This window comes from Streptomyces venezuelae, assembly GCF_008642275.1.
Taxonomy (GTDB): Bacteria; Actinomycetota; Actinomycetes; order Streptomycetales; family Streptomycetaceae; genus Streptomyces; species Streptomyces venezuelae_E.
In genome coordinates this window covers 2,849,856-2,874,753 of record NZ_CP029189.1, presented here as the reverse complement: position 1 = coordinate 2,874,753, position 24,898 = coordinate 2,849,856, and the positions used below count along the sequence as shown (strand labels likewise).

General features: G+C 72.0%; 22 protein-coding genes and 1 other RNA gene. 17 read left to right on the top strand and 6 right to left on the bottom strand.

From position 1 onward, the window contains the following. Positions 1-260: 260 nt before the first annotated feature. Both DEJ51_RS12415 and DEJ51_RS12410 read left to right on the top strand, forming a co-directional pair. The gene (locus tag DEJ51_RS12415; RefSeq protein WP_150257648.1) at positions 261-2,036 is read left to right on the top strand and encodes a serine/threonine-protein kinase; all 1,776 of its coding nucleotides are present in this window, start codon (positions 261-263) and stop codon (positions 2,034-2,036) included. 160 nt (positions 2,037-2,196) lie between these two features. Then, positions 2,197-3,444 (top strand): serine/threonine-protein kinase, encoded by a 1,248-nt coding sequence (locus tag DEJ51_RS12410; RefSeq protein ID WP_150257647.1) that lies wholly within the window; start codon positions 2,197-2,199, stop codon positions 3,442-3,444. 114 nt (positions 3,445-3,558) lie between these two features. Here the strand turns inward: DEJ51_RS12410 and DEJ51_RS12405 are convergent, their stop codons facing one another. Then, complete coding sequence (locus DEJ51_RS12405) at positions 3,559-4,560, bottom strand: isopenicillin N synthase family dioxygenase (RefSeq protein ID WP_150257646.1); 1,002 nt, start codon at positions 4,558-4,560, stop codon at positions 3,559-3,561. 314 nt (positions 4,561-4,874) lie between these two features. Here DEJ51_RS12405 and prfB point away from each other — a divergent pair, with 314 nt between their 5' ends. Beyond that, positions 4,875-5,984 (top strand): peptide chain release factor 2, encoded by a 1,110-nt coding sequence (prfB, locus tag DEJ51_RS12400; RefSeq protein WP_150257645.1) that lies wholly within the window; start codon positions 4,875-4,877, stop codon positions 5,982-5,984. A 172-nt stretch (positions 5,985-6,156) separates the two neighbouring features. On the opposite strand, the gene DEJ51_RS12395 is transcribed toward prfB, so the two are convergent. Further along, on the bottom strand, positions 6,157-6,348 hold the full coding sequence (locus DEJ51_RS12395) for a hypothetical protein (protein ID WP_150257644.1): 192 nt from the start codon (positions 6,346-6,348) through the stop codon (positions 6,157-6,159). A 234-nt stretch (positions 6,349-6,582) separates the two neighbouring features. On the opposite strand from DEJ51_RS12395, the gene ftsE reads away from it, so the two are divergent. From ftsE to ssrA, 5 genes are all read left to right on the top strand, one after another. Next, positions 6,583-7,272: a cell division ATP-binding protein FtsE gene (gene ftsE, locus DEJ51_RS12390; protein WP_030011324.1), complete on the top strand. Its 690-nt coding sequence runs from the start codon at positions 6,583-6,585 to the stop codon at positions 7,270-7,272. A gap of 17 nt (positions 7,273-7,289) precedes the next feature. Further along, the gene (gene ftsX, locus DEJ51_RS12385) at positions 7,290-8,261 is read left to right on the top strand and encodes a permease-like cell division protein FtsX (RefSeq protein WP_150257643.1); all 972 of its coding nucleotides are present in this window, start codon (positions 7,290-7,292) and stop codon (positions 8,259-8,261) included. 67 nt (positions 8,262-8,328) lie between these two features. Then, on the top strand, positions 8,329-9,519 hold the full coding sequence (locus DEJ51_RS12380; RefSeq protein WP_150257642.1) for a S41 family peptidase: 1,191 nt from the start codon (positions 8,329-8,331) through the stop codon (positions 9,517-9,519). 18 nt (positions 9,520-9,537) lie between these two features. After that, the gene (gene smpB, locus DEJ51_RS12375; protein WP_053631578.1) at positions 9,538-10,023 is read left to right on the top strand and encodes an SsrA-binding protein SmpB; all 486 of its coding nucleotides are present in this window, start codon (positions 9,538-9,540) and stop codon (positions 10,021-10,023) included. An 82-nt stretch (positions 10,024-10,105) separates the two neighbouring features. After that, positions 10,106-10,494, top strand: a transfer-messenger RNA (tmRNA) gene (gene ssrA / locus DEJ51_RS12370). A 55-nt stretch (positions 10,495-10,549) separates the two neighbouring features. On the opposite strand, the gene DEJ51_RS12365 is transcribed toward ssrA, so the two are convergent. The 3 genes from DEJ51_RS12365 to DEJ51_RS12355 are packed head-to-tail and all read right to left on the bottom strand — an operon-like array spanning position 10,550 to position 12,349. After that, positions 10,550-10,807 carry a Txe/YoeB family addiction module toxin gene (locus DEJ51_RS12365; protein WP_150257641.1) on the bottom strand — a complete coding sequence of 86 codons (258 nt, stop codon included), beginning with the start codon at positions 10,805-10,807 and terminating at the stop codon, positions 10,550-10,552. Further along, a complete protein-coding gene (locus DEJ51_RS12360; protein WP_150257640.1) occupies positions 10,804-11,079 on the bottom strand; it encodes a type II toxin-antitoxin system Phd/YefM family antitoxin in 276 nt (91 codons plus the stop codon). The genes DEJ51_RS12365 and DEJ51_RS12360 overlap by 4 nt, the downstream gene beginning before the upstream one ends. A 34-nt stretch (positions 11,080-11,113) precedes the next feature. Then, complete coding sequence (locus DEJ51_RS12355) at positions 11,114-12,349, bottom strand: MFS transporter (RefSeq protein WP_190620908.1); 1,236 nt, start codon at positions 12,347-12,349, stop codon at positions 11,114-11,116. A 94-nt stretch (positions 12,350-12,443) separates the two neighbouring features. Between DEJ51_RS12355 and DEJ51_RS12350 the strand changes: the two genes are divergently transcribed. From DEJ51_RS12350 to DEJ51_RS12320, 7 genes are all read left to right on the top strand, one after another. Beyond that, positions 12,444-13,409, top strand: coding sequence for a LysR family transcriptional regulator (locus tag DEJ51_RS12350; RefSeq protein WP_150257639.1), 966 nt, complete (start codon positions 12,444-12,446; stop codon positions 13,407-13,409). 96 nt (positions 13,410-13,505) lie between these two features. Beyond that, complete coding sequence (locus tag DEJ51_RS12345; protein ID WP_150257638.1) at positions 13,506-14,876, top strand: nitrate/nitrite transporter; 1,371 nt, start codon at positions 13,506-13,508, stop codon at positions 14,874-14,876. A 95-nt stretch (positions 14,877-14,971) separates the two neighbouring features. Next, entirely contained in the window at positions 14,972-16,147 is a 1,176-nt protein-coding gene (locus tag DEJ51_RS12340) for a uroporphyrinogen-III synthase (RefSeq protein WP_150257637.1), read from the top strand. Positions 16,148-16,335: 188 nt separating this feature from the next. Beyond that, on the top strand, positions 16,336-16,908 hold the full coding sequence (locus DEJ51_RS12335; RefSeq protein WP_150257636.1) for a CGNR zinc finger domain-containing protein: 573 nt from the start codon (positions 16,336-16,338) through the stop codon (positions 16,906-16,908). A gap of 103 nt (positions 16,909-17,011) precedes the next feature. Next, a complete protein-coding gene (locus DEJ51_RS12330) occupies positions 17,012-19,318 on the top strand; it encodes a HelD family protein (RefSeq protein WP_150257635.1) in 2,307 nt (768 codons plus the stop codon). A gap of 458 nt (positions 19,319-19,776) precedes the next feature. After that, positions 19,777-21,180 carry an NAD-dependent malic enzyme gene (locus DEJ51_RS12325; protein WP_150257634.1) on the top strand — a complete coding sequence of 468 codons (1,404 nt, stop codon included), beginning with the start codon at positions 19,777-19,779 and terminating at the stop codon, positions 21,178-21,180. A 363-nt stretch (positions 21,181-21,543) separates the two neighbouring features. Further along, the gene (locus DEJ51_RS12320) at positions 21,544-21,825 is read left to right on the top strand and encodes an HU family DNA-binding protein (protein WP_007264399.1); all 282 of its coding nucleotides are present in this window, start codon (positions 21,544-21,546) and stop codon (positions 21,823-21,825) included. A 489-nt stretch (positions 21,826-22,314) separates the two neighbouring features. Here the strand turns inward: DEJ51_RS12320 and murA are convergent, their stop codons facing one another. Beyond that, complete coding sequence (murA, locus tag DEJ51_RS12315) at positions 22,315-23,658, bottom strand: UDP-N-acetylglucosamine 1-carboxyvinyltransferase (RefSeq protein ID WP_150257633.1); 1,344 nt, start codon at positions 23,656-23,658, stop codon at positions 22,315-22,317. 263 nt (positions 23,659-23,921) lie between these two features. Between murA and DEJ51_RS12310 the strand changes: the two genes are divergently transcribed. Both DEJ51_RS12310 and DEJ51_RS12305 read left to right on the top strand, forming a co-directional pair. Beyond that, a complete protein-coding gene (locus tag DEJ51_RS12310) occupies positions 23,922-24,482 on the top strand; it encodes a YqgE/AlgH family protein (protein ID WP_150257632.1) in 561 nt (186 codons plus the stop codon). A 28-nt stretch (positions 24,483-24,510) separates the two neighbouring features. Then, the gene (locus DEJ51_RS12305; protein WP_030010729.1) at positions 24,511-24,795 is read left to right on the top strand and encodes a DUF3039 domain-containing protein; all 285 of its coding nucleotides are present in this window, start codon (positions 24,511-24,513) and stop codon (positions 24,793-24,795) included. Positions 24,796-24,898 lie beyond the last annotated feature (103 nt).

The following is a 24,898-nucleotide window of genomic DNA, read 5'->3' as shown; positions in this document are numbered from 1 at the left end:
CGGACAACACGCCCGGCACCCGGCAACAAATGATCTTGATGTGCCGGGACCCGTGCCGGACCCCGGCCGGATCCGGACACCAAGGCGGCGGAAGACGGGGAAAATCGCCTCCGGCATACCCCGCAAACATCACCCTCCGCACATATGTGCGGCAACCAACCTCCGGGGACCGGCGTCTTCCCGGGGGACACCCCCTAGAGTGGGCCGGAAAACCAATCAGCGGATCGACCACATCCGACGACAGCAGGGGAGCGCGAGACGTGCGGCCAGTCGGCAGCAAGTACCTGCTCGAGGAGCCGCTCGGGCGCGGCGCCACGGGCACTGTCTGGCGTGCACGCCAGAGGGAGGCCGCCGGCGCGGAGGCGGCCGTCGCGGGACAGCCCGGCGAGACCGTGGCCATCAAGGTCCTCAAGGAGGAGCTGGCCCAGGATCCCGATATCGTCATGCGCTTCCTGCGGGAGCGCTCGGTCCTGCTGCGCCTGACCCACCCCAACATCGTGCGCACCCGCGACCTCGTCGTCGAGGGCGATCTGCTGGCCCTGGTCATGGACCTGATCGACGGCCCGGACCTGCACCGCTACCTCCGCGAGAACGGCCCCTTCACGCCCGTCGCCGCGAGCCTGCTGACCGCCCAGATCGCCGACGCCCTCGCCGCCAGCCACTCCGACGGAGTGGTCCACCGCGACCTGAAGCCGGCCAACGTGCTGCTCGACGAGCGCGGCGGGCAGATGAAGCCGATGCTCACCGACTTCGGCATCGCCCGCCTCGCCGACTCCCCGGGCCTGACCCGCACCCACGAGTTCGTCGGCACCCCGGCCTATGTCGCCCCCGAGTCCGCCGAGGGCCGCCCGCAGACCTCCGCGGTCGACATCTACGGCGCCGGCATCCTCCTGTACGAGCTGCTCACCGGCCGCCCGCCGTTCGCCGGCGGCACCGCGCTCGAAGTGCTCCACCGCCACCTCAGCGAGGACCCGCAGCGGCCCCAGACCGTGCCCGAGCCGCTGTGGACGGTCGTCGAGCGCTGCCTGCGCAAGGAGCCGAACGAGCGCCCCAGCGCCGAGAGCCTGGCCCGCGCCCTGCGCGTGGTGGCCTCCGGCATCGGCGTGCACTCCTCGGCCGCCGAGGTGGAGGCCGCGCTCGGCGTGGGCGCGCTGCTCGCTCCCGACCCCTCGCCGGCGCCGGTCCCCGAGACCCCCGGCGCCGCCGACCCGACGCAGATGCTGCCCTCCACGGGCGCGCAGGCCGGCGCGTACGACCCGAACGGCATGACCAGCGTCCTGCCGCCGGTCGGCGCGGCCGACGCCACCTCGGTGCTGCCGAGCACCGGGGGCCCCGGGGCCGACCCGACCTCCGTGATGCCCCCGGTGCAGCGGCCCGACTCGCCCCACCCGTGGCAGTCGCAGATGCAGGCCGCCCGCGACCGCAACGAGCAGACGCAGATCCAGTACCTCGACCCGAACGAGGACCCCCTGCGCCGCCGCCCGCAGCGGCAGGCGCCGCCCCCGCCGCAGCACCGGCCGCAGCAGCCGCCGCAGTACCGGCAGGGTCCGCCGCCCCCGCAGCAGCAGTACCAGCAGCCGCAGCAGCCCCAGTACCGCCAGCCGCAGCAGCCGCCTCAGCAGCAGTACGCGCCGCCCCCGCCGCCGCAGCACTACCAGCCGCAGCAGCGTCAGCCGCAGCCGTACCAGCAGCAGGCCCAGCCGCCGCAGCCCCAGTACCGTCAGCCCCCGCAGCAGCAGCAGCCCCCGCAGGCCCCGCCGCAGCAGCGGCCGGCCCCCCGGGAGCCGCGCGAGCCGCGCCGCCGCAGCGCCAACCCGGTGCGGATCCCCGGCCTCGGCTGCCTCAAGGGCTGCCTGGTGCTGATCCTGGTGTTCTTCGTCGCCGGCTGGCTGGTCTGGGAGCTGACCCCGCTCCAGGAGTGGATCGGCACCGGCCGGGGCTGGTGGGACCAGGTCTGGACCTGGGGCGGCAACATCGTCGACTGGGTCGGCACGATCGGGGACTCGGCGGGCTCCTCGGGCTCCGCCAAGCCCTGAGAAGAGCCCTCGTAGCTCCGACTTCGTGGATTTGTCGACTTCTGGGACATGATTTCGCTCGCAGAAGTGAAGGTCGCCGCGAATCCGGACCCCTGCTGGCCTCCAATGCCCACCCGGCCGCGTAGCTTTGGTGCGTAGGCCAGCCGCTGAGGGAGCAGTCGTGGCACGGAAGATCGGCAGCCGGTACACCGCGCACCAGATCCTGGGGCGCGGCAGCGCGGGCACGGTGTGGCTGGGCGAGGGGCCTGAGGGGCCCGTCGCCGTCAAACTGCTGCGTGAGGACCTCGCGTCCGACCAGGAACTCGTCGGACGGTTCGTCCAGGAGCGCAGCGCGCTGCTCGGCCTGGAGCATCCGCACGTCGTGTCCGTCCGCGACCTCGTCGTGGACGGCAACGACCTCGCCCTCGTCATGGACCTCGTCCGCGGTACGGACCTGCGCACGCGCCTCGACCGTGAGCGCAGGCTGGCCCCCGAGGCGGCCGTGGCGATCGTCGCGGACGTCGCCGACGCGCTGGCCGCCGCGCACGCGGCGGGGGTCGTCCACCGGGACGTCAAACCGGAGAACGTCCTGCTGGACATGCAGGGCCGGCTCGGCCCCGGCGGCTCGCACCCGGCGCTGCTGACCGACTTCGGCGTGGCCAAGCTGATCGACTCCCCGAGGCGGGCCTCCACGGGCCGCGCCTCGGCCCCGACGACCCGGATCATCGGTACCCCGGACTACCTGGCGCCGGAGATCGTCGAGGGCCTGCCCCCGCGGGCCGCCGTGGACATATACGCCCTGGCCACGGTCCTCTACGAGCTGCTGGCCGGATTCACCCCCTTCGGCGGGGGCCACCCCGGCGCGGTCCTGCGGCGGCACGTGACGGAGACGGTCGTCCCGCTGCCGGGGATCCCCGACGAGCTGTGGCAGCTGATGGTGCAGTGCCTGGCCAAGGCCCCGGCGTCGCGGCTGCGGGCCTCGGAGCTGTCGGTCCGGCTGCGGGACCTGCTGCCGATGCTGGCCGGGATGCCGCCGCTGGACGTGGACGAGCCGGACGACGCGGATCCGGACCCCGAGCCCTCGGAGGAACCGGCGGCCGATCCGGTCCGCAGGCGGGGCGTGGTCCCGCTGGTGCCGGGCTCGGCGACCGACTCCAACCGGGACACCCACACCTCGATGCGCGTGCCGGGGCCGGACGAGCTGGCCGGCGGGGCGCTGGGCACCGCCCGTGTGCCGCGCCCGGCCGGCGGCCACCGCCCGGGCTCCGCACGGCACCGGGCCGAGGTCGCGCGCAAGCGGAGGCTGGCCCTGTCCGCCGGGGCGGTGGCCCTGGTGGCGGCGGTCGGGCTGGGTACCTGGCTCGCCGTCTCGGGAGACGAGGCCCCGCCGCCGCAGGACAGCAAGCAGTCGGTACCGCGGGTTCCGTAGCGTCGCGCGGCGCCTCCGCGGTCGGGGGTCCCGCCCCCGGACCCGCGGGTCCGGGGGGAGCCCGGAAGGCTCCGCGCGACGGATACGTCCACCCCGTCACACGGTCCGGAACGGCTACACCGAGGCCAGTTCCGGGTGCCAGCGCCGCGCCACGGCGGGGTGGGCGCGGACCCAGCCCTTCAGTTCGTTGCGGCCGTACTCGGCGTGCAGCGGGTTCGACTCGTCGTGCGCGACACCGGGCGCGGAACGCAGGTAGTCGCCCGGGACGGTCTCGATGACCGCGTCCAGCCGCGGGTTGTAGAAGAACGGCACCGAGTACCGCTCCACCGCGCCGGGCGGGCTGACCACCCGGTGGTCCGTCGCCGTCAGGTATCCCTCGGTGGCGATCTCCAGCAGCTCGCCCAGGTTCACCACGAAGGCGCCCGGCATCGGCGGCACGTCCACGTACCCGCCGTCCCGGACCACCTGGAGGCCGCCCACCGAGTCCTGCAGCAGGAGCGTCAGGAAGCCGTAGTCCTTGTGCGCGCCGACCCCCTGGTCGGCGCCGGAGGGGGCCGATCCCGGGTAGCGGATCAGCTTGGTGTGCAGGTGCGGGCGGTCCGCGAAGGCCTCGTCGAAGAAGTCCGCCGGGGCGCCGATCGACACCAGCAGCTCCTGCAGCAGGCGGTGGGCGACGGCCGCGAGCCGGGCCTGCCAGTCGAGGACCACCGTGCGGAGCTCGGGGAGGGCGTCGGGCCACTGGTTCGGGCCCTCCAGCCACAGGAACGCCGGGTCGTCCGGTCCCACGACCGGCGCCGGACGCTCCGCGCCGACGTCCAGCTGGTCCCGCCAGTCGGAGGCACCGCCCGTCAGTTCGTGGCCTATCCGGGTGTAGCCGCGGAAGTGCGGGGAGTTCAGGTTGCTGACGGCGAGCCGGTCGGCTTCCGGCAGGGCGAAGAAGGCCTTGGTCACTTCGAGGATGCGGGCGCTCTCGGCGGCGGTGACGCCGTGCCCGGTCAGGTGGAGGAAACCGGTGTCCCTGGCGGCTGCGTGCAGCTGCTTGAGGAAATCGGCCCGCTGGGCCGGGTCGTCGGCCTGGGAGAGGTCCAGGACCGGGAGAGTGTGCGCGGACGGCATGACGGCTCCGTTTCGGATGTCACGGGGTCCTGTTCCCCGGTGATGGCGGGGGCCGCGGGCGGGGAGGGTCTCCGACGGGGATGGTGCCGGGACCGCGGGTGCCGCGTACAGGACCAAGTCGGATCGTGGTGGATCAGGCTTGGGTTCGGTCCGGCGGCGGACAGCTCGTCGTCGTGACACGCATGTGGTCGACATGGCGGCGCTTGACGAGGAGAACGGTCATACGGAGAGAGTACGCCCGTACGATCCCTCATCAGTACGGGTGATTCGGCCTGCCCGGACGGCGTTGTCCGGGGACCGGCTACGCTGGACCCGTGGCAGTCGTCGATGTTTCCGAAGAGCTGAAGTCCCTCTCCTCGACCATGGGGTCGATCGAGGCCGTCCTGGACCTCGACAAGCTGAGGGCAGAAATCGCCGTGCTTGAGGAGCAGGCCGCCGCGCCGTCCCTGTGGGACGACCCGGAGGCCGCCCAGAAGATCACGAGCAAGCTTTCGCACCTCCAGGCCGAGGTCCGGAAGACCGAAACGCTGCGGGGGCGCATCGACGACCTCGGGGTGCTCTTCGACCTCGCCCAGGAGATGGACGACGCGGACACCCTGGCCGAGGCCGAGGCCGAGCTGGTCTCCGTCCGCAAGGCGCTGGACGAGATGGAGGTCCGGACCCTGCTCTCCGGCGAGTACGCCGAGCGCGAGGCCCTGGTCAACATCCGTGCCGAGGCCGGCGGCGTGGACGCCTCCGACTTCGCCGAGCGCCTCCAGCGCATGTACCTGCGCTGGGCGGAGCGTCACGGCTACTCGACCGAGATCTACGAGACCTCGTACGCGGAAGAGGCCGGCATCAAGTCGACCACCTTCGTCGTCAAGGCCCCGTACGCCTACGGAACGCTCTCCGTCGAGCAGGGCACCCACCGCCTCGTGCGCATCTCGCCCTTCGACAACCAGGGCCGCCGCCAGACGTCCTTCGCGGGCGTCGAGGTGCTCCCGGTCGTGGAGACCAGCGACCACGTCGAGATCGACGAGGCCGAGCTGCGCGTGGACGTGTACCGCGCCTCGGGCCCCGGCGGCCAGGGCGTCAACACCACGGACTCGGCCGTCCGCATCACGCACATCCCGACCGGCATCGTGGTCTCCTGCCAGAACGAGCGCTCGCAGATCCAGAACAAGGCGAGCGCCATGAACGTCCTCCAGGCCAAGCTGCTGGAGCGGCGCCGCCAGGAGGAGAAGGACAAGATGGACGCCCTCAAGGACGGCGGCAGCTCCTGGGGCAACCAGATGCGGTCCTACGTCCTGCACCCGTACCAGATGGTCAAGGACCTGCGGACGGAGTTCGAGGTCGGCAACCCGCAGGCGGTGCTCGACGGCGAGATCGACGGCTTCCTGGAGGCCGGTATCCGCTGGCGCAAGCAGCAGGAGCAGACCGCGTAACCACCCCGTACCCGCGGACGACGCGGAAGGGCCCGGACACCAGGGGTGTCCGGGCCCTTCTCGTGTGGGTGATCGGTACGTGGCACGAGGCCTGCCCCGCGGGGCACCTCTACCGCGCGGCCCGGCCGGTGTGCCGGGCCCGGGCCGGTTGCCCCGGGTGGTGTGCCGGGCCCTAGGTGGTGTGCTGGGCCACCAGGACCAGAGCTGTCACGAGGACCACCATGAGCACGATGAGCGTCACGGGGTTCAGTCCGGAGAAGGGGCCCTCCTGCTGGAGGCGCTCCCGGTTCGCCCGGCACACCGGGCAGCGGCCCTGGCTGACGGGTGCGGCGCAGTTCGCGCACACGAGCCGGTCATATGTCATGCGCTCCTCCTCTCGTCCCCTCGGTCTCTGCTGCCTATAACGGCGCGGGGAACCGGAGCGTTCCCCCTACCACTGTGCCAGCTTCCCCGACATTCGGCGCGGCCCGTCCGGGCAATCGCGATCCCGGGCACCCGCACCAGGGGATATATCGGGCAAGTCCGGAGGCCGGGTCCACACCTCGCGCCCGTTCGCGTATGGTCACGCACACCTACTCCCGGCGACCGTGGTGCACCCGTGATCCGATTCGACAGTGTCTCCAAGTCCTACCCGAAGCAGAGCCGTCCCGCACTCAGAGAAGTCTCCCTCGACATCGCGAAGGGCGAGTTCGTCTTCCTGGTCGGCTCCTCCGGCTCCGGCAAGTCCACCTTCCTGCGGCTCATCCTGCGCGAGGAGCGGGCGAGCCACGGCCAGGTGCACGTCCTCGGCAAGGACCTCGCCAAGCTCTCCAACTGGAAGGTTCCGCAGATGCGGCGCCAGCTGGGGACCGTCTTCCAGGACTTCCGCCTGCTGCCCAACAAGACGGTGGCCGAGAATGTGGCCTTCGCCCAGGAGGTCATCGGCAAGCCGCGGGGCGAGATCCGCAAGGCCGTACCGCAGGTCCTCGAACTCGTGGGTCTGGGCGGGAAGGAGGAGCGGATGCCGGGCGAGCTCTCCGGCGGTGAGCAGCAGCGCGTGGCCATCGCGCGCGCCTTCGTCAACCGCCCCGCCCTGCTGATCGCGGACGAGCCCACCGGCAACCTCGACCCGCAGACCTCGGTCGGGATCATGAAGCTGCTGGACCGGATCAACCGGACCGGCACCACGGTGATCATGGCCACCCACGACCAGCAGATCGTCGACCAGATGCGCAAGCGCGTCATCGAACTCGAACAGGGCCGACTCGTGCGCGACCAGTCGCGCGGCGTCTACGGCTACCAGCACTGAAAGGTCCCTGAGACGCAATGCGCGCCCAGTTCGTCATGTCGGAGATCGGCGTCGGTCTCCGTCGCAATCTCACCATGACCTTCGCGGTCATCATCTCGGTGGGCCTCTCCCTGGCCCTGTTCGGTGGCTCCATGCTCATGAGCGAGCAGGTGAGCAAGATGAAGGGCTACTGGTACGACAAGGCCAACGTCTCCATCTACCTCTGCAACAAGCAGGACGCGGTGGAGGCGAGCGAGGCCGCAGCCAAGAAGGCCGACGGCTCCACGACGGCCTCCTCGGGCGTCACCACCTGCGCCAAGGGCGCGGTGACCGACGAGCAGAAGAAGCAGATCGAGTCCGAGCTCAAGCAGATGTCCCTGGTGAAGTCCGTCGCCTACGAGTCGGCGGACGAGGCGTACAAGCACTACCAGGAGCGGTTCGGGAACACGGCGCTCGCCTCCTCCATCACGCCGGACCAGATGCAGGAGTCCTTCCGGGTCAAGCTGAAGGACCCGGAGAAGTACAAGGTCGTCACCTCCGCCTTCGTCGGCCGTGACGGCATCCACACCGTCGACGACCAGCGCCAGGCCATCGACGACCTCTTCAAGATCCTCAACTACCTGAACATCGCCGCGCTGGCCATCATGCTGATCATGCTGATCGTGGCGCTGCTGCTGATCGTCAACACGGTGCGCGTCTCGGCCTTCAGCCGGCGGCGTGAGACGGGGATCATGCGGCTGGTGGGCGCCTCCAGCTTCTACATCCAGGTCCCCTTCATCATGGAGGCGGCCGTCGCCGGCCTCATCGGCGCGCTCTTCGCCTGCGCCATGCTCATGTCCGGGCAGTACTTCGTGATCGATCACGGTGTGGGACTGCGGGACAAGATCCAGCTCATCGACTTCATGGGCTGGGGATCGGTGCTGGCCAAGCTCCCGTACGTACTCTTCATCGGCCTCCTGATGCCCTCCATGGCCGCCTTCATCGCCCTGCGCAAGTACCTGAAGGTGTGACAAGCGCCCCGTGAGCGGTACGGCCAACCACCCGTACCGGCGCGGGGCTTGTCCTAGACTCGGCGCCATGCTGGGCTTGCCGAGTGTTCCCGCCTTCAGTCTCCGGCCCCGCGACCTGCGTCGCGGGGCCGTTCTGACGATGGCCTTCCTCGCCGCCGTCGGCGCCGGTGCGTACACCGGCTGCTGGGACCGCGAGGAGGCCGCCGGGGCCGCCGCGTCCCCGTCCGGTGCCCCCGCGGCCGAGACGCCGCGTGAGGCGGGCACCGCCGACCGGGAGGCCGTCGCCCGCGCCGCCGCCGAGGCCGTCGCCGAGGGGAAGTCCGGCAAGAAGGCGGCCCAGGAGGTCGTCAGCCGCAGTGGCGACCGCTGGGGCACCGTCTACGACCAGGGCGAGTACGCCGCCTTCGCCGAGGGCCTCGACGGCCACTGGACCGGCGTCGGGGTGTGGGCCGGGAAGGCCGCCGACGGCATGATCAAGGTCGACAGGGTCCAGCCCGGCAGCCCCGCCGCCCGCGCCGGACTGCGCGCCGGGGACCGGCTGCTGAGCGTCGACGGGCACGCCGTGACGGGCCTCGCCGTGACCGCCGTGGTCGCCCTGCTCCGCGGCGACGCCGGCACCCCCGTCGTGCTGAACCTGAACCGGGACGGCGCCGACCTCACCGAGACCGTGCGCCGCGAGCAGCTGCGCACCGAGCCGGTGACCGTACGGCAGCGCCCGGACGGGGTCACGGTCATCAAGGTCGTCTCCTTCACCCGCGGTTCCGGCGACCGCGTCAAGGCCGCGGTCCGGGCGGCCCCGCCCGGTGAGGGGGTCGTACTCGACCTGCGGGGCAACCCGGGCGGTCTGGTCACCGAGGCGGTCACCGCCGCCTCCGCCTTCCTCGACGGCGGGCTCGTGGCCACGTACGACGTACGGGGCGACCAGCGCGTCCTGTACGCGGCCGAGGGCGGGGACACCACCCGGCCGCTGGTGACCCTGGTCGACGGCGGCACGATGAGCGCCGCCGAACTGGTGACCGGCGCCCTGCAGGACCGGGGCCGGGCGGTGGCGGTGGGCAGCCGGACCTTCGGCAAGGGCTCGGTGCAGATGCCGACCGAACTCCCGGACGGCTCGGTGGCCGAGCTGACGGTGGGTACGTACCGCACGCCGGCGGGCCGCAGCCTGGACGGCGCGGGCATCACCCCGGACGTACCGGCGGGCGCGGCGGTCGAGGAGCGGGCCGTCACGGTATTGGGTGGCCTCGGGGTGGGTCCGTAGTGCGAAAATGACCGCACTATGGCTAAGGAAAAAGGGCGCAAGCTGATCGCCCAGAACAAGAAGGCGCGTCACGACTACGCGATCCTCGACACCTACGAGTGCGGTCTCGTGCTCACGGGCACCGAGGTGAAGTCGATGCGCCAGGGCCGGGCCTCGCTGGTCGACGGCTTCGTGTCGGTGGAGGGCGGGGAAGCCTGGCTCTACAACGTGCACGTGCCGGAGTACAGCCAGGGCACCTGGACCAACCACAGCGCCCGGCGCAAGCGCAAGCTCCTCATGCACCGTGAGGAGATCGACAAGCTGGAGCGCAAGGCGGACGAGTCGGGCCACACGATCGTGCCCCTCTCGCTGTACTTCAAGGACGGCCGGGCGAAGGTCGAGATCGCGCTGGCGAAGGGCAAGAAGGAGTACGACAAGCGGCAGACCCTCCGGGAGAAGCAGGACACCCGCGAGACGAACCGGGCGATCTCGGCCATCCGTCGCAAGCAGCGCGGCACGGTTTAATCACCTGGCACGCGGTGGTCCACTTCGCGTACCATGGCGTCAGCACCGCCCCCCGGGGTGGAGCACATTGTTAAAAAAACATGGGGATGATCGGTTTCGACAGCGGATGTCGATGCAGGGGAAGCGAGCCGAGGAAGCGGCAATGATCTCGCTAACCACATGTCGCAAAAAATAATCGCCAACTCCAAGAGCGATAACTCCCGCTTCACCCTCGCTGCCTAATAACAGTGAGCTGAAGCCTCTGTGAGGAGCGTCAGCCCGGAAGTGGTCCCGGTCCGGATCCTGGCGTCAACTAGGGATCTAAACCTCTAGCCCCGGTCACGGGGGTTGGAGGGAAATCAAACAGTGACTGAGCCCGTCGGAGACTTGTCCGTGTGATCTCCGGGGCCGAGAAAAGCGCAGCGGACTGCGCTCGGAGAAGCCCTGCTTCTGCACCGTTGGACGCGGGTTCGATTCCCGCCATCTCCACTCATCCCATGTGGGCACAGGCCCCGCGGCCTCTCGGCTGCGGGGCCTTTGTCATGCGTCAGTAGTGGTAGCGCGCCTTGAGGATCTTCGCTTCCTTGTCGTCGGCCCGGTACACGAGGCGGTGCTCGTCGTCGATGCGGCGGGACCAGTAGCCCGTCAACTCGCCCTTCAACGGTTCGGGCTTGCCGATGCCGGTGAACGGGTCCCGCTGGATCTCGCCGATCAGGCGGGTGATCCGGCGAGCCATCTTCCGGTCCGAGGAGAGCCAGAACAGGAAGTCCTCCCAGGCCGCGGGGTCGAAGTGGACGCTCCTCACTCCTCGCCCCCGGCCAACTCCCTCAACTCGTCCAGCGTCCTGACGACCGAGGAGGCGCCCTCGCGGTCACGCGCGACGGCCTCCATCAACCGCTGGGCGTTGGCGGGGGAGCGCAGGAGGTAGACGGTCTCCTGCCAGGAGTCGTAGTCGTCGGCGGACATGAGGACCGCGTCACCGCTCTTGGAGGTGATGCGCACCGGGGCGTGGTCGGTGTTCACGCGCTCGATCAGCGGGAACAGGGTCGCCCTGGCTTCGCTGGCGCTTATGGACATGGTGCGCTCCTCTCCACGTCGTACTCGTACGAGTTTATGGTACGTCTCCGGTACCGGAAACCGGTACGGCTTTCGTGGCTGCGAGGGCGAGAACGGCCGCCGCCGCCGGGAGGGCGTAGGCGGTGGTGGTGCCCAGGTGGTCGATCACGGTGCCGGACGTGGCCGCGCCCAGGGAGATGCCCGCGAAGATGGCGGTGACCGCGAGGGTCATGCCCTCGTTGAGGCGGCCCTCCGGGGTCAGCGCGTGGACGCGGGACATCGCCGTCACCATCGTCGGAGCCGTGGCCATGCCCGCCAGCAGCAGCGCGCACGCCAGGGGGAGGAGCGAGCCCGTGGCCGCCGCCGCCCAGGGCAGGGTCATCGCGGCGGCCAGGGCGATCAGGCAGGTGCGCAGGCCGCGCGGGCGCATCGTGCCGTAGAGCAGGCCGGCCGCGCAGGAGCCCGCCGCCTGGAGGGCCAGCACCGGGCCGGAGGCGGCGCCCAGGCCCAGCGCGTCGAGGTGGGCGATCGAGGCGATCTCCATCGAGCCGAAGACCACACCCGTGGCCAGGAAGAGGGGCAGCAGCGGCGCCAGGGTGCGCAGCGGCGAGCCGCGGCGGGGGCCGGCCGTCACCGGGGGCTGCGTGGCGCGGCAGGAGGTGAAGACCAGCATGCCGGTCAGCAGCAGGGCGGCCGCCGTGAAGGTGCCGGCCTCGGGGAGGACGGCCGAGCAGAGGAAGGCCGCCAGGACCGGGCCGAGCATGAAGCACAGCTCGTCGGCGGCCTGCTCGAAGGACATCGCGGTGTGGTGCGCGCCCGGCGAGTCCCGCAGCAGGTGGGTCCAGCGGGCGCGGGACATGCCGCCGATGTTGGGGGTGGTGGCGGTCGCGGCGTAGGAGGCGAAGAGCGTCCAGGCGGGGGCTCCGGTGCGCACGCACGCGACCAGGCAGAGCGAGCCGAGGACCGCGATCAGGGTGGCCGGGACGGCGATCCGGGCCTGGCCGTGCCGGTCGATCAGCCGGGCGGTCCACGGCGCGACCAGTGCGGTGGCGGCCAGGCCGGTCGCCGTGACCGCGCCGGCGAGGGCGTACGAGCCGCGCTGCCCGGCGATCATCATGACCGCGCTGACCCCGAACATGCCCATGGGGAGCCGGGCCAGCAGGTTCCCGGCGGTGAAGCCGCGCGTACCGGGCAGGGCGAACAGGCGCCGGTAGGGGGCCAGCGGGCCGCGGGGGGCACGGGGAGCGGCGGGCGGGGCGGCGAGGACGAGGGTGCTGCCGGTGACGGTCATGAGGGGCATGACCACCACCCTCGGCCGGGACCGGGCCGGCCGTCCAACACCTGTCCGGCGGCCATTCACGCCGATCTGTTGTTAGTCTCCGGGGATGATGCCCCGTGACGTGGATCCCCGGCTGCTGCGCGGGTTCGTCGCCGTGGCCGAGGAGTTGCACTTCACCCGCGCCGCCGCCCGGCTGTACGTCGCCCAGCAGGCGCTGAGCCGGGACGTACGGCGGCTCGAAGAGGCCCTCGGCACCACGCTGTTCGTCCGGACCACCCGCGCCGTCGAGCCGACCCCCGACGGGGAGCGGCTGCTGCCGCTGGCCCGGCGGGTGCTGGCCGCGCACGAGGCCGTCGCCACCGCCTTCGCCGCACCCCGGGCGCTGCTCGTCGACCTCAACACCGACGGGCCGAGCACCGCGCGCACCGTGCTGGAGCGGGCCCGCGAGCTGGCCCCGGAATGCGAGCTGATGGCCCGTTGGGAGAGCGGGCTGACGCATGCGGCCGCCGAGGTCGCCGCCGGGCGTCTCGACGTCTCCTTCGGGTACGCCGACGGGCTGGACCCGGTGTGGCGCTCGCGCATCGCGCACCGGCTCGTGCGCTACGAACCGCTGGCCGTGCTGCTGCCCGAGGGACACGCGCTGGCCGGGCTGCCGGCCGTACCGCTGGACGCGCTGGCCGGGGAGAGCGTGTACGCGGGGGCCGGGAACCCGCGCACCCTGGAGTGGACCGGTCTCGCGCGCGAGCTGTTCGCCGGGCGGGGGATCCTGATGGCACCGCCCGCGCCGGTGGCCATGGGCAAGGACGAGTTCCGCCGGGTGATGGCCAAGACCGGCAATCCGGTGCTGGTGACCGTCGACTTCGTCGACATGCCCGGCTCCGTGAAGCGGCCGCTGGTCGACCCCGTACCGCTGTCCCCGCTGTCCATGGTGTGGCGGAAGGGTTTCGGCCACCCCGGACTCGAAGCACTGCACCGGGCCGCGTCCGGACTCGGCGGCGAACGCGGCTGGCTGGAAGTCCCCCCGGCGAGCTGGCTCCCGGCCGCGCTCACAGGTGCGCCCGGCGGCGGGTGAGAGCAAGGTTTCCCGGCGGTCATCCGGCAGGGACCGGGGCCGAAACGCGCCCTTCCTACGGTCGTTCCACGGACGCGAGAGCTGTGGAGGCGTGTGATGACCGGTACGACCGCACCGCGCAAGGGGGGCCGCTGGATCGAGCGGTGGGATCCCGAGGACGAGACCTTCTGGAAGGAGACCGGCGAGCGGACCGCCCGCCGCAACCTCCTCTACTCCGTGTTCTCCGAGCACATCGGGTTCTCCGTCTGGTCCCTCTGGTCCGTGATGGTCCTCTTCATGGGACCGGAGTACGGGATCGACCCCGCCGGGAAGTTCTTCCTGATCGCGACCGCGACCTGCGTGGGCGCGCTCGTACGGGTGCCGTACACCTTCGCCGTCGCCCGCTTCGGCGGCCGGAACTGGACCGTCCTCAGCGCGCTGCTGCTGCTCGCGCCGACGGTCGCCGCGATCGTGGTGATGGAACCCGGGACCTCCTACGGCACCTTCCTGGTCGTCGCCGCCCTCACCGGCGTCGGAGGCGGCAACTTCGCCTCCTCCATGACCAACATCAACGCCTTCTTCCCGCTCCGCAAGAAGGGCTGGGCACTCGGCCTGAACGCCGGCGGCGGCAACATCGGCGTGCCCGTCGTACAGCTGGCCGGGCTCCTGGTCATCGCGACCGCCGGGGCCGGGCACCCCCGGTACCTGCTGGCCGCCTACGTCCCGCTGGTCGTCACCGCGGCGGTCCTGGCGGCCGTACGGATGGACAACCTGGCGCCCGTGCGCAACGACACCGGCGCGGTCCGCGAGGCACTGAAGGACGCGCACACCTGGATCATGGCGTTCCTCTACGTCGGCACGTTCGGGTCCTTCATCGGCTACAGCTTCGCCTTCGGCCTCGTGCTGCAGACCCAGTTCGGCCGCACCCCGCTGCAGGCCGCCTCGCTGACCTTCATGGGACCGCTGCTCGGATCGCTGATCCGGCCGGTGGGAGGGGCGCTCGCCGACCGGTTCGGCGGGGCACGGATCACGCTGGGGACGTTCGTGGCGATGGCGGGAGCCACCGCAGTGGTGGTGTTCGCCTCGCAGCGGTCCTCGCTGCCCGTCTTCCTCGTCGGGTTCGTGGCCCTGTTCGTCCTGAGCGGGCTCGGCAACGGATCGACGTACAAGATGATCCCGGGCATCTTCCAGGCGAAGGCACTGGCACGCGGCATGAGCGGCGAGAGCGCGGCCGCGTACGGGCGGCGGCTCTCCGGCGCCGCCATGGGACTCATCGGGGCGGTCGGCGCGCTCGGCGGACTCGGCATCAACCTGGCGTTCCGGGAGGCGTTCCGCAGCTCCGGATCCGGAACGGCGGCCTTCGTCACCTTCCTCGGCTTCTACGCCCTGTGCTGCGCGGTCACCTGGGCGGTATACCTTCGCCGCCCGGCGGCCCCGGCGGTCCACACGATCGGGGTCGAGACGAAACCGCAGCTCACGTCGGTGTAACCGGGGCGAAATACCGGTGAACCGAGTCCGACACGACGTGTGGGCAGACTCGGTTCACCCGTACCGCCCCCACATGCGTCACTAGGCAGGTCACGATGGACGACACGAACACCGGCCCGCTCGCGGGCTTCACCGTCGGGGTCACGGCCGCCCGGCGTGCGGACGAGCTCATCGCGCTGCTGCGCCGTCGCGGGGCGCAGGTGCTGCACGCGCCGGCGCTGCGGATCGTGCCGCTCGCCGACGACAGCGAGCTGCTGGCCGCGACGAAGGAACTGATCCACTGCGCGCCGGACGTGGTCGTGGCCACCACCGCCATCGGGTTCCGGGGATGGATCGAGGCGGCCGACGGCTGGGGCGTCGGCGAGCAACTGCTGGAGCGGCTGCGGGCGGCCGAACTGCTGGCGCGCGGGCCGAAGGTGAAGGGCGCCATCCGGGCCGCCGGGCTCGTGGAGACCTGGTCCCCGGACTCGGAATCGCTCGCCGAGGTACTGGAACGGATGCTGACGGACGGGGTGGCCGGCCGGCGCATCGCGCTCCAGCTGCACGGGGAGCCGCTGCCCGGCTTCGTCGAGGCGCTGCGGGCCGGCGGGGCCGAGGTGGTGGTGGTCCCGGTGTACCGGTGGATGGCACCGGAGGACCTCGCGCCGCTGGACCGGCTGCTGGACGCGATCACCGGCGGCGGGGTCGACGCCGTCAGCTTCACCTCCGCGCCGGCGGCGGCCTCGCTGCTGTCCCGGGCCGAGGAGCGGGGGCTGCGGGAGGCCGTGCTGGACGCGCTGCGCGGCGGGGTGCTGTCGGCGTGCGTCGGGCCGGTGACCGCGCTGCCGCTGCAGGCGCACGGGGTGGACACGGTGCAGCCGGAGCGCTTCCGGCTGGGCCCGCTGGTGCAGGTGCTCTGCCAGGAGCTGCCCGGCCGGGCCCGGGTGCTGCCGGTGGCCGGGCACCGGGTGGAGATCCGGGGGCACGCGGTCCTGGTCGACGCGCGGCTGCGGCCCGTACCGCCTGCCGGGATGGCCCTGCTCCGGGCGCTGGCCCGGCGGCCGGGCTGGGTGGTGCCGCGCGCGGAACTGCTGCGGGCGCTGCCGGGTGCGGGGCGGGACGAACACGCCGTGGAGACGGCGATGGCCCGCCTCCGGGTGGCCCTCGGGGCGCCGAACCTGATCCAGACGGTGGTCAAGCGGGGGTACCGGCTGTCGCTGGACGCGGGCGGGGAGGCCAAGTACGGGGAGCTCCCGGTCGACGCGGTGACGGCCCGCGGAGTCGTCGGCTGACCCCCGCCCCGGACCCCGCGCCTCGAACGCCGGCGGGGCCGGGGAGTGGGTCGGCGGGGCTGGACCGGTCGGCGGAGCCGGATGCGGGGCCGATGCGGTGGGTTGGCGGGCCCACCGGTTCGGGGGCTTCCGTTGGGACCCGCCGGGCGGCAGTCTGGTACGGCACCCCACGACGGGAGGCTGACGGCATGCGGTTCGATTCCGGGCGGGTCTGTCTGGACCTGGTGGCCACCTTCACCCCCCATGAGGGGATCCCGGACGGTGACGAGCTGCGGCTGTGGCTCGCCGGCGCCGGCCTCGTACCCGACCGGACGCCCCTCGCCCGGGTGGGGCCCGACTGGGCCGAGGCCTTCCGGTCCCTGCGCGCCGACGTGGAAACGCTCGTACGGGCGGAGCTGCTCGGCACCGACCCCGACGAACACGCCCTCGCCCGGGTCAACGCGCTGGCCGCCGGACCACCCCCGGGGCTGTGCGCCGTACGGGACCAGGAGGGGCACCTCGTACGGGAGTTGTGCGGCGGCGTGGAGTGCGGTGCGCTGCTCGCGGCCGTCGCCCGGGACGCGGTGGAGCTGCTGACCGACCCCGGCGACCGGGCGCTGCTGCGGGCCTGCGCCGGCGACGGCTGCACCCGTGTCTACCTGGACACTTCCCGGGGCCACCGGCGCCGCTGGTGCTCCAGCGAGCGCTGCGGGAACCGGGAGCGCGTCGCCCGGCACCGCCGCCGCGTCCTGGCGGCCGGGGCCGGCCAGGGGTCCCGGTGAGAGGCGTACCACCACGCGAGACCGGTTCCGGAACGGGCGTGCGGACAGGGGGCCGGTTCGCGTACGGTTGACGGTCGCCCATGCACGTCAGAAGGGGGCCTTGGTGGCCGCGCAGAATGCCGCTGTCGACAGCACGGCGGATTCCGTCCGCGATCGGGAGATCGCGGTCGAGCAGACGCATCTCGACCAGGTGTACCGACGCCTTGAGGAGAAGATCCACGAGGCCGAGTTCCTCATGAACGACGCCGCCAAGCGCGGCCAGGTGGGTACACCCGGCGCGCTCGCCGAGCGCGACGCGCAGGTCTTCCGGGCGGGCATCCACCTGAACCGGCTGAACAACGAGTTCGAGGACTTCCTCTTCGGCCGCATCGACCTGGTGCTCGGCAAGGACGGGGAGCGCGGCGCCGACGGCGCGTACACCTCCGTCGAGCCCGCCGACGACGCGATCCGCGAGGACCTCACCGCCGACATCGCCGAGACGCTGCACATCGGCCGCATCGGGGTCCTGGACTCCGACTACGCGCCGCTGGTCATCGACTGGCGCGCGCCGGCCGCCGCGCCGTTCTACCGTTCCACGCCCAAGGAGCCCGGCCGGGTCGTGCGCCGCCGCGTCATCCGCTCCAAGGGCCGCAAGGTGCTGGGCGTCGAGGACGACCTGATGCGCCCGGAGGTCACCGCCTTCCTCGACGGCGGCGAGCTGCCCGCGATCGGCGACGGCGCGCTCATGGCCGCCCTCGGGCGGGCCCGTACGCACTCGATGCGCGACATCGTCTCCTCGATCCAGGCCGAGCAGGACCTGGTCATCCGGGCCCCCGCCGCCTCCGTCGCCGAGGTCGCGGGCGGCCCCGGCACCGGCAAGACGGCCGTCGCCCTGCACCGCGCCGCCTACCTGCTCTACCAGGACCGGCGCCGCTACTCCGGCGGCATCCTGATCGTCTCGCCGACCCCGCTGCTCGTCGCGTACACCGAGGGCGTGCTGCCCTCGCTCGGCGAGGAGGGCCAGGTGGCCATCCGGGCGCTGGGCTCGCTCGTCGACGGCGCGGAGGCCACCACCTACGACTCCCCGGCCGTGGCCCGCATCAAGGGCTCCTCCCGGATGCTCAAGGTGCTCCGCAAGGCCGTACGCGGCGCACTGGAGCTCGGCGGCGCCCCCGACCGGCTGCGCGTGGTGGCCTTCGGCCGCCGCCAGGAGCTGGAGGCCGACGAGCTGAACCGGATCCGGCAGAACGTGCTCGGCGGCACCGCCCCGGTCAACCTGCTGCGCCCGCGCGCCCGCAAGCTGCTGCTCGACGCCCTCTACGCGAAGTCCGGCGGGGCCGGCCGGCACAGCGACCCGGAGCTGGCCGCCGAGCTGCGCTCCGCCTTCGACGAGGACATCTCCACCGAGGACGCCTTCATCGACTTCCTCAATGCATGGTGGCCGGAACTGACCCCGAGGGCGGTGCTCGCCGCGCTCGCCGACGAGCGCCACCTCGGCCGCTGGTCGCGCCGCGACCTGGGCCCGCGCGAGAGCCGCCAGCTGGCGCGTTCGCTGCGCCGGGTGGGCCCGGACGGCAAGGGCCCCCTGTCGGTGCACGACGTGGCGCTGCTGGACGAGCTCCAGCAGCTGCTCGGCGCGCCCGCGCGGCCCAAGCGCAGACGGGAGATGGATCCGCTCGACCAGCTCAGCGGGCTGGAGGAGCTGATGCCGACCCGCGAGGAGACCCAGTGGGAGCGGGCCGAGCGGCTCGCGGCGGAGCGCACCGAGTACGCGCACGTCATCGTGGACGAGGCCCAGGACCTGACGCCGATGCAGTGGCGGATGGTCGGCCGCCGGGGCCGGCACGGCACCTGGACGGTGGTCGGCGACCCGGCGCAGTCCTCCTGGACGGACCCCGAGGAGGCGGCCGCCGCCCGCGACGAGGCCCTGGGCAGCCGCCCGCGCAGGCGGTTCACCCTGACGGTGAACTACCGCAACCCGGCCGAGGTCGCCGAGGTGGCCTCCCGGGTGCTGCGCCTGGCGATGCCCGGCATGGAGCCGCCGTCGGCGGTGCGCTCCACGGGCCTGGAGCCCCGCTTCACGGCCGCCGACGGCGATCTGGGCCACGCGGTCCGGGAGGAGACCCGGCGGCTGCTGGAACAGGTGGACGGCACGGTCGGCGTGGTCGTGGCGATGGACCGGCGCGCGGAGGCCGCGGGCTGGCTCGCGGACCTCGGCGAGCGGGCGGTGGCGCTGGGCAGCCTGGAGGCCAAGGGCCTGGAGTACGACGCCACGGTGGTGGTCTCCCCGGCGGAGATCGCGGACGAGTCCCCGGCGGGCCTGCGGGTGCTGTACGTGGCGCTGACGCGCGCGACGCAGCAGCTGACGGTGGTCTCGGCCGAACGGGACAAGCCGGACGCGGACGGGGTGCCGGAGCTGCTCACGCCCTAGCGGACACCCCTAGGGGCGGCCCCCGGGGCCTCGTACGTCCGGATGGGCGGCGGCCGGGAGCGTGGTGCTCCGATACGTACGCGAGCAGGGGGATCACTTTCGGCGATCCTTTGTTAGCCTGGGTACGGCACCGACTCGATCCAAGCCCCCGGGCCCAACCTTCGTCGCTCAGAGCGACCACTTGCCGCGAGGCGAGCATGGCGGGTCGGTGTCTTCAAACGTGTGAATCAACAGGTCCGCGTCCCCCACCTGTGGGGGGCGCGGACCTGTTTCGTATGACCCCACCATTCCGAACACCTCTCGAATCTCGTATGGTGGAAGAGTCTTTCCGAATTTTGTAGCTGGTTACCTTGTACTGGCTGGTAGGTGGGACGATCGGACAACAGGTCCTGCCGCACCGGCTGTGCAGCGGGGCCCTGTGTGTTACAGCGAACCAGGGACAGAAGAGGAACACGGCCATGGCAACGGCGCCCAGCGTCTCGTATTCGATGACGGTCCGTCTGGAAGTGCCCGCGAGCGGAACCGCGGTCTCCCAGCTCACCACCGCCGTGGAGTCCTCCGGCGGATCGGTCACCGGCCTCGACGTCACCGCATCCGGCCACGAGAAGCTCCGGATCGACGTCACCATCGCCGCGACCTCCACCGCGCACGCGGACGAGATCGTCGAGAAGCTGCGCGGCATCGAAGGCGTCAGCCTCGGCAAGGTCTCCGACCGCACCTTCCTGATGCACCTCGGCGGCAAGATCGAGATGGCGTCCAAGCACCCCATCCGCAACCGTGACGACCTCTCGATGATCTACACCCCGGGCGTGGCCCGCGTGTGCATGGCGATCGCCGAGAACCCCGAGGACGCCCGCCGCCTCACCATCAAGCGCAACACCGTCGCAGTCGTGACGGACGGATCCGCCGTGCTGGGCCTGGGCAACATCGGCCCGATGGCCGCCATGCCGGTCATGGAGGGCAAGGCGGCCCTCTTCAAGCGCTTCGCGGACATCGACGCCTGGCCGATCTGCCTGGACACCCAGGACCCCGACGAGATCGTCGCCGCCGTCAAGGCCATCGCCCCCGGCTTCGCGGGCATCAACCTGGAGGACATCTCCGCGCCGCGCTGCTTCGAGATCGAGGCCCGGCTCCGCGAGGCCCTCGACATCCCCGTCTTCCACGACGACCAGCACGGCACCGCGATCGTCGTGCTCGCGGCGCTCACCAACGCACTGCGCGTGGTGGGCAAGGCAGTTGGCGATGTCAAGGTCGTCATGTCGGGGGCCGGCGCGGCCGGTACCGCCATCCTCAAGCTGCTCCTCGCGGCGGGCGTCAAGAACGCGGTGAGCGCCGACATCCACGGCGTCGTGCACGCGGACCGCCCCGACCTCGTCGACGCCGCCGCGGACTCCCCGCTGCGCTGGATCGCCGACAACACCAACCCCGAGGGCTACACGGGCACGCTGAAGGAAGCCGTGGTCGGCGCCGACGTGTTCATCGGCGTCTCGGCCCCGAACGTGCTGTCCGGCGAGGACGTCGCCGCCATGGCCGAAGGCGCGATCGTGTTCGCGCTCGCGAACCCGGACCCCGAGGTGGACCCGGCCGTCGCCCGCCAGACCGCCGCCGTGGTGGCCACCGGCCGCTCCGACTTCCCGAACCAGATCAACAACGTGCTGGTCTTCCCGGGCGTCTTCCGCGGTCTGCTGGACGCCCAGTCCCGCACCGTGAACACGGAGATGATGCTGGCCGCCGCGAGCGCGCTGGCGGATGTCGTGGGCGAGGACGAGCTGAACGCGAACTACATCATCCCGTCGGTGTTCAACGACAAGGTCGCGGGTGCGGTCGCGGGTGCCGTCCGCAAGGCGGCCTCGGGGGTCTGACGCCGCGCGCGTCCGGCTGCCGGGCCCGGCTGTGACGGCCCTCACGGCGCCACGATCCCGGCGCGTCGCGAGATGCGGGCCCGACGGGCCGCCTCTAGGGTTGCGGGGATGCCCGCGAGGTCCGCGGTCCGCAGCGGCGTGTGAGCGAGGGCGTGGACGGAGCGTCACCGCGATGTGACTGTGGCGCTTTTCGTGTGACCCCGACGGGTGCCGGATTGGCTTTCCCGCCGCTGGTGGGGGCAGGATGCGTAACCGGGCGAGAGGGTCTGACGTTCAGACCCGGGTCCGGGGACTGTCCTAGGGCCCTGGCAGCATCGGCTTCGATCTCACGCCTCTAAGGCAAGTTGAACACGGGAGTACAACATGAACCGCAGTGAGCTGGTGGCCGCTCTGTCCGAGCGCGCCGAGGTGACCCGCAAGGACGCCGACGCCGTTCTGGCCGCGCTCGCCGAGACCGTCGGCGAGATTGTCGCCAAGGGCGACGAGAAGGTCACCATCCCCGGCTTCCTGACCTTCGAGCGCACCCACCGTGCCGCTCGCACCGCGCGCAACCCGCAGACCGGCGACCCCATCCAGATCCCGGCCGGCTACAGCGTGAAGGTCTCCGCGGGCTCCAAGCTCAAGGAAGCCGCCAAGGGCAAGTAAGTCCTGCCCCGGCGCCGAGGACCGCGCAGGTCCTTGGAACGGCAGTAGTACGCAGAACGGCGATGGGCGGTCACCCCCGGGCGGGGTGGCCGCCCTTCGGCACGTCCGGGGCCGGACGCGGGCCGGTGGGACCGGACGGGCCGGGGCGGCCCCCGGCCTCCCGGCGGGCCTGGCAGGCCCTGTGAGGGCCCGTCAGGGGCCTGGCGGGGCCCAGGTATGCCACCGGCACGTCCCACCGGGCGGCCGTCCGGCTCCGTACGGCTCCCTGCGGGCCTTCGCCGGGCCTTGCCGCGGGCCCCGGCCGGCCCTGTCCGCGGGCTCGGCCGGCGCTGTCCGTACGGGCCTTCGCCAGCCCTGTCCGCGGCCCCGGCCGAGCCTGCCCGTGCGGGCCTTGGCCAGCCCTGTCCGCGGCCCCGTCCGGGGGCACGCGAAAGCCCCCCGGGCCCTGTGCGGGGCCCGGGGGGCTTGGTGCGTACGTCCGGGGACGGCTCAGACGAGCTCGCCGCCCGGGAGTTCGACCTTCGCGCCGAGTTCCACGAGCTTCTCCATGAAGTTCTCGTAGCCGCGGTTGATCAGGTCGATGCCGTGGACCCGCGAGGTGCCCTCGGCGGCCAGGGCCGCGATCAGGTACGAGAACCCGCCGCGCAGGTCGGGGATGACCAGGTCGGCGCCCTGCAGCTTGGTCGGGCCGGAGACGACCGCCGAGTGCAGGAAGTTGCGCTGGCCGAAGCGGCAGGCGCTGCCGCCCAGGCACTCGCGGTACAGCTGGATGTGAGCACCCATCTGGTTGAGCGCCGAGGTGAAGCCGAGCCGGGACTCGTAGACCGTCTCGTGGACGATCGACAGGCCGGAGGCCTGCGTCAGGGCCACGACCAGCGGCTGCTGCCAGTCGGTCTGGAAGCCGGGGTGCACGTCCGTCTCCAGCGCGATGGCGTTGAGCGGGCCGCCCGGGTGCCAGAAGCGGATGCCGTCGTCGTCGATCTCGAACGCCCCGCCGACGCGGCGGAAGGTGTTCAGGAACGTCATCATCGAGCGCTGCTGGGCGCCGCGCACGTAGATGTTGCCGCCGGTGGCGAGCGCCGCGGAAGCCCAGGAGGCGGCTTCCAGACGGTCCGGGAGGGCCTTGTGGTTGTAGCCGCCGAGGCGGTCGACGCCCGTGATCCGGATGGTCCGGTCGGTGTCGACGGAGATGATCGCGCCCATCTTCTGCAGGACGCAGATGAGGTCCTCGATCTCCGGCTCCACCGCGGCGTTGCTGAGCTCGGTGACGCCCTCGGCCAGAACGGCCGTCAGCAGCACCTGCTCGGTCGAGCCGACCGACGGGTAGGGGAGGCGGATCTTGCAGCCGCGCAGGCGCTGCGGGGCTTCCAGGTACTGGCCGCCCTCGCGCTTCTCGATGGTCGCGCCGAACTGGCGGAGCACGTCGAAGTGGAAGTCGATCGGCCGGCCGCCGATGTCGCAGCCGCCCAGGCCCGGGATGAAGGCGTGGCCGAGCCGGTGCAGCAGGGGGCCGCAGAAGAGGATCGGGATGCGCGACGAGCCCGCGTGGGCGTCGATGTCCGCGACGTTGGCGCTCTCGACATGGGTGGGGTCGAGCACGAGCTCGCCCGGCTCCTCGCCGGGACGGACCGTCACCCCGTGCAGCTGGAGCAGCCCGCGGACGACGCGCACGTCACGGATGTCGGGAACGTTGCGCAGCCGGCTGGGTTCGCTGCCGAGCAGAGCGGCGACCATGGCCTTGGGCACGAGGTTCTTCGCACCACGGACACGGATCTCGCCCTCGAGCGGGGTACCGCCGTGGACAAGCAGTACATCGTCACTGATGCCGGTCATGAATCTCGCGTTCCGGAGAGGGGTGGGCAGGGGGCCAGGGAAAAGGGTAAGGGCCACCACCCCCTTGTTCGTAAGGCCGACGTGGCCGTAGGACTGTCATGAATTCGGTACAACACCCTCCGTATCCACCACATGGCGGAGTGTTGCGTTCCGCCTACGCCGTCCGTGCGCGCTCCTCGCTGCTGCCGTGCGCCCTGAGCTGCGATCGATCCGATCTTCCCGCTCGCTCCCCGGAAACGGCGGATGTGCGGGATCATGGCGGCATGACCGAGGTGTCCTCCCTCACAGGGCGGCTGCTCGTGGCCACCCCCACCCTCGCGGACCCGAATTTCGACCGCGCGGTCGTGCTGCTGCTCGACCACGACGAGCAGGGCTCCCTCGGCGTGGTCCTGAACAGGCCGACCCCCGTGGGCGTCGGCGACGTCCTGCTGCCCTGGGCTCCGCTGGCCGGCGACCCCGGGGTGGTCTTCCAGGGCGGGCCGGTGGCCATGGACTCGGCCCTGGGCGTGGCGGTGATCCCGGGCGAGGAGGGTCCGCTCGGGTGGCGCCGCGTGTACGGGGCGATCGGACTGGTCGACCTGGAGACGCCGCCGGAGCTGCTGGCCGCCGCCCTGGGCGGCCTGCGGATCTTCGCGGGCTACTCCGGCTGGGGGCCGGGCCAGCTGGAGGCCGAGCTCGGCGAGGGCGCCTGGTACGTGGTGGAGTCCGAGCCCGGGGACGTGTCCTTCCCGGACCCGGAGCGGCTGTGGCGGGCGGTGCTGCGGCGCCAGCGCAGCGAGCTCGCGATGGTCGCCACCTATCCGGACGACCCGTCGCTCAACTGACTGGCGCGGGGTTAAGTACCCTGGGTCCATGAGCACTCTTGAGCCCGAGCGCGGGACTGGCACGGGGACCCTCGTAGAGCCGACGCCGCAGGTGTCGCACGGTGACGGCGACCACGAGCGCTTCGCCCACTACGTCCAGAAGGACAAGATCATGGCGAGCGCGCTCGACGGGACCCCCGTCGTCGCGCTCTGCGGCAAGGTCTGGGTACCGGGCCGGGACCCGAAGAAGTACCCGGTCTGCCCCATGTGCAAGGAGATCTACGAGTCCATGGGCCCCGGCGGGGACAAGGACAAGGGCGGCAAGGACAAGTAGGCCGCCCCCGGCCCTCCGTCTTCCGCGGGACCGAGACCGACCGAGACCCCCGGTGCGCTACAGCGCGTCCGGGGGTCTTTGCCGTGCCCGCGCGGCCCGTTAG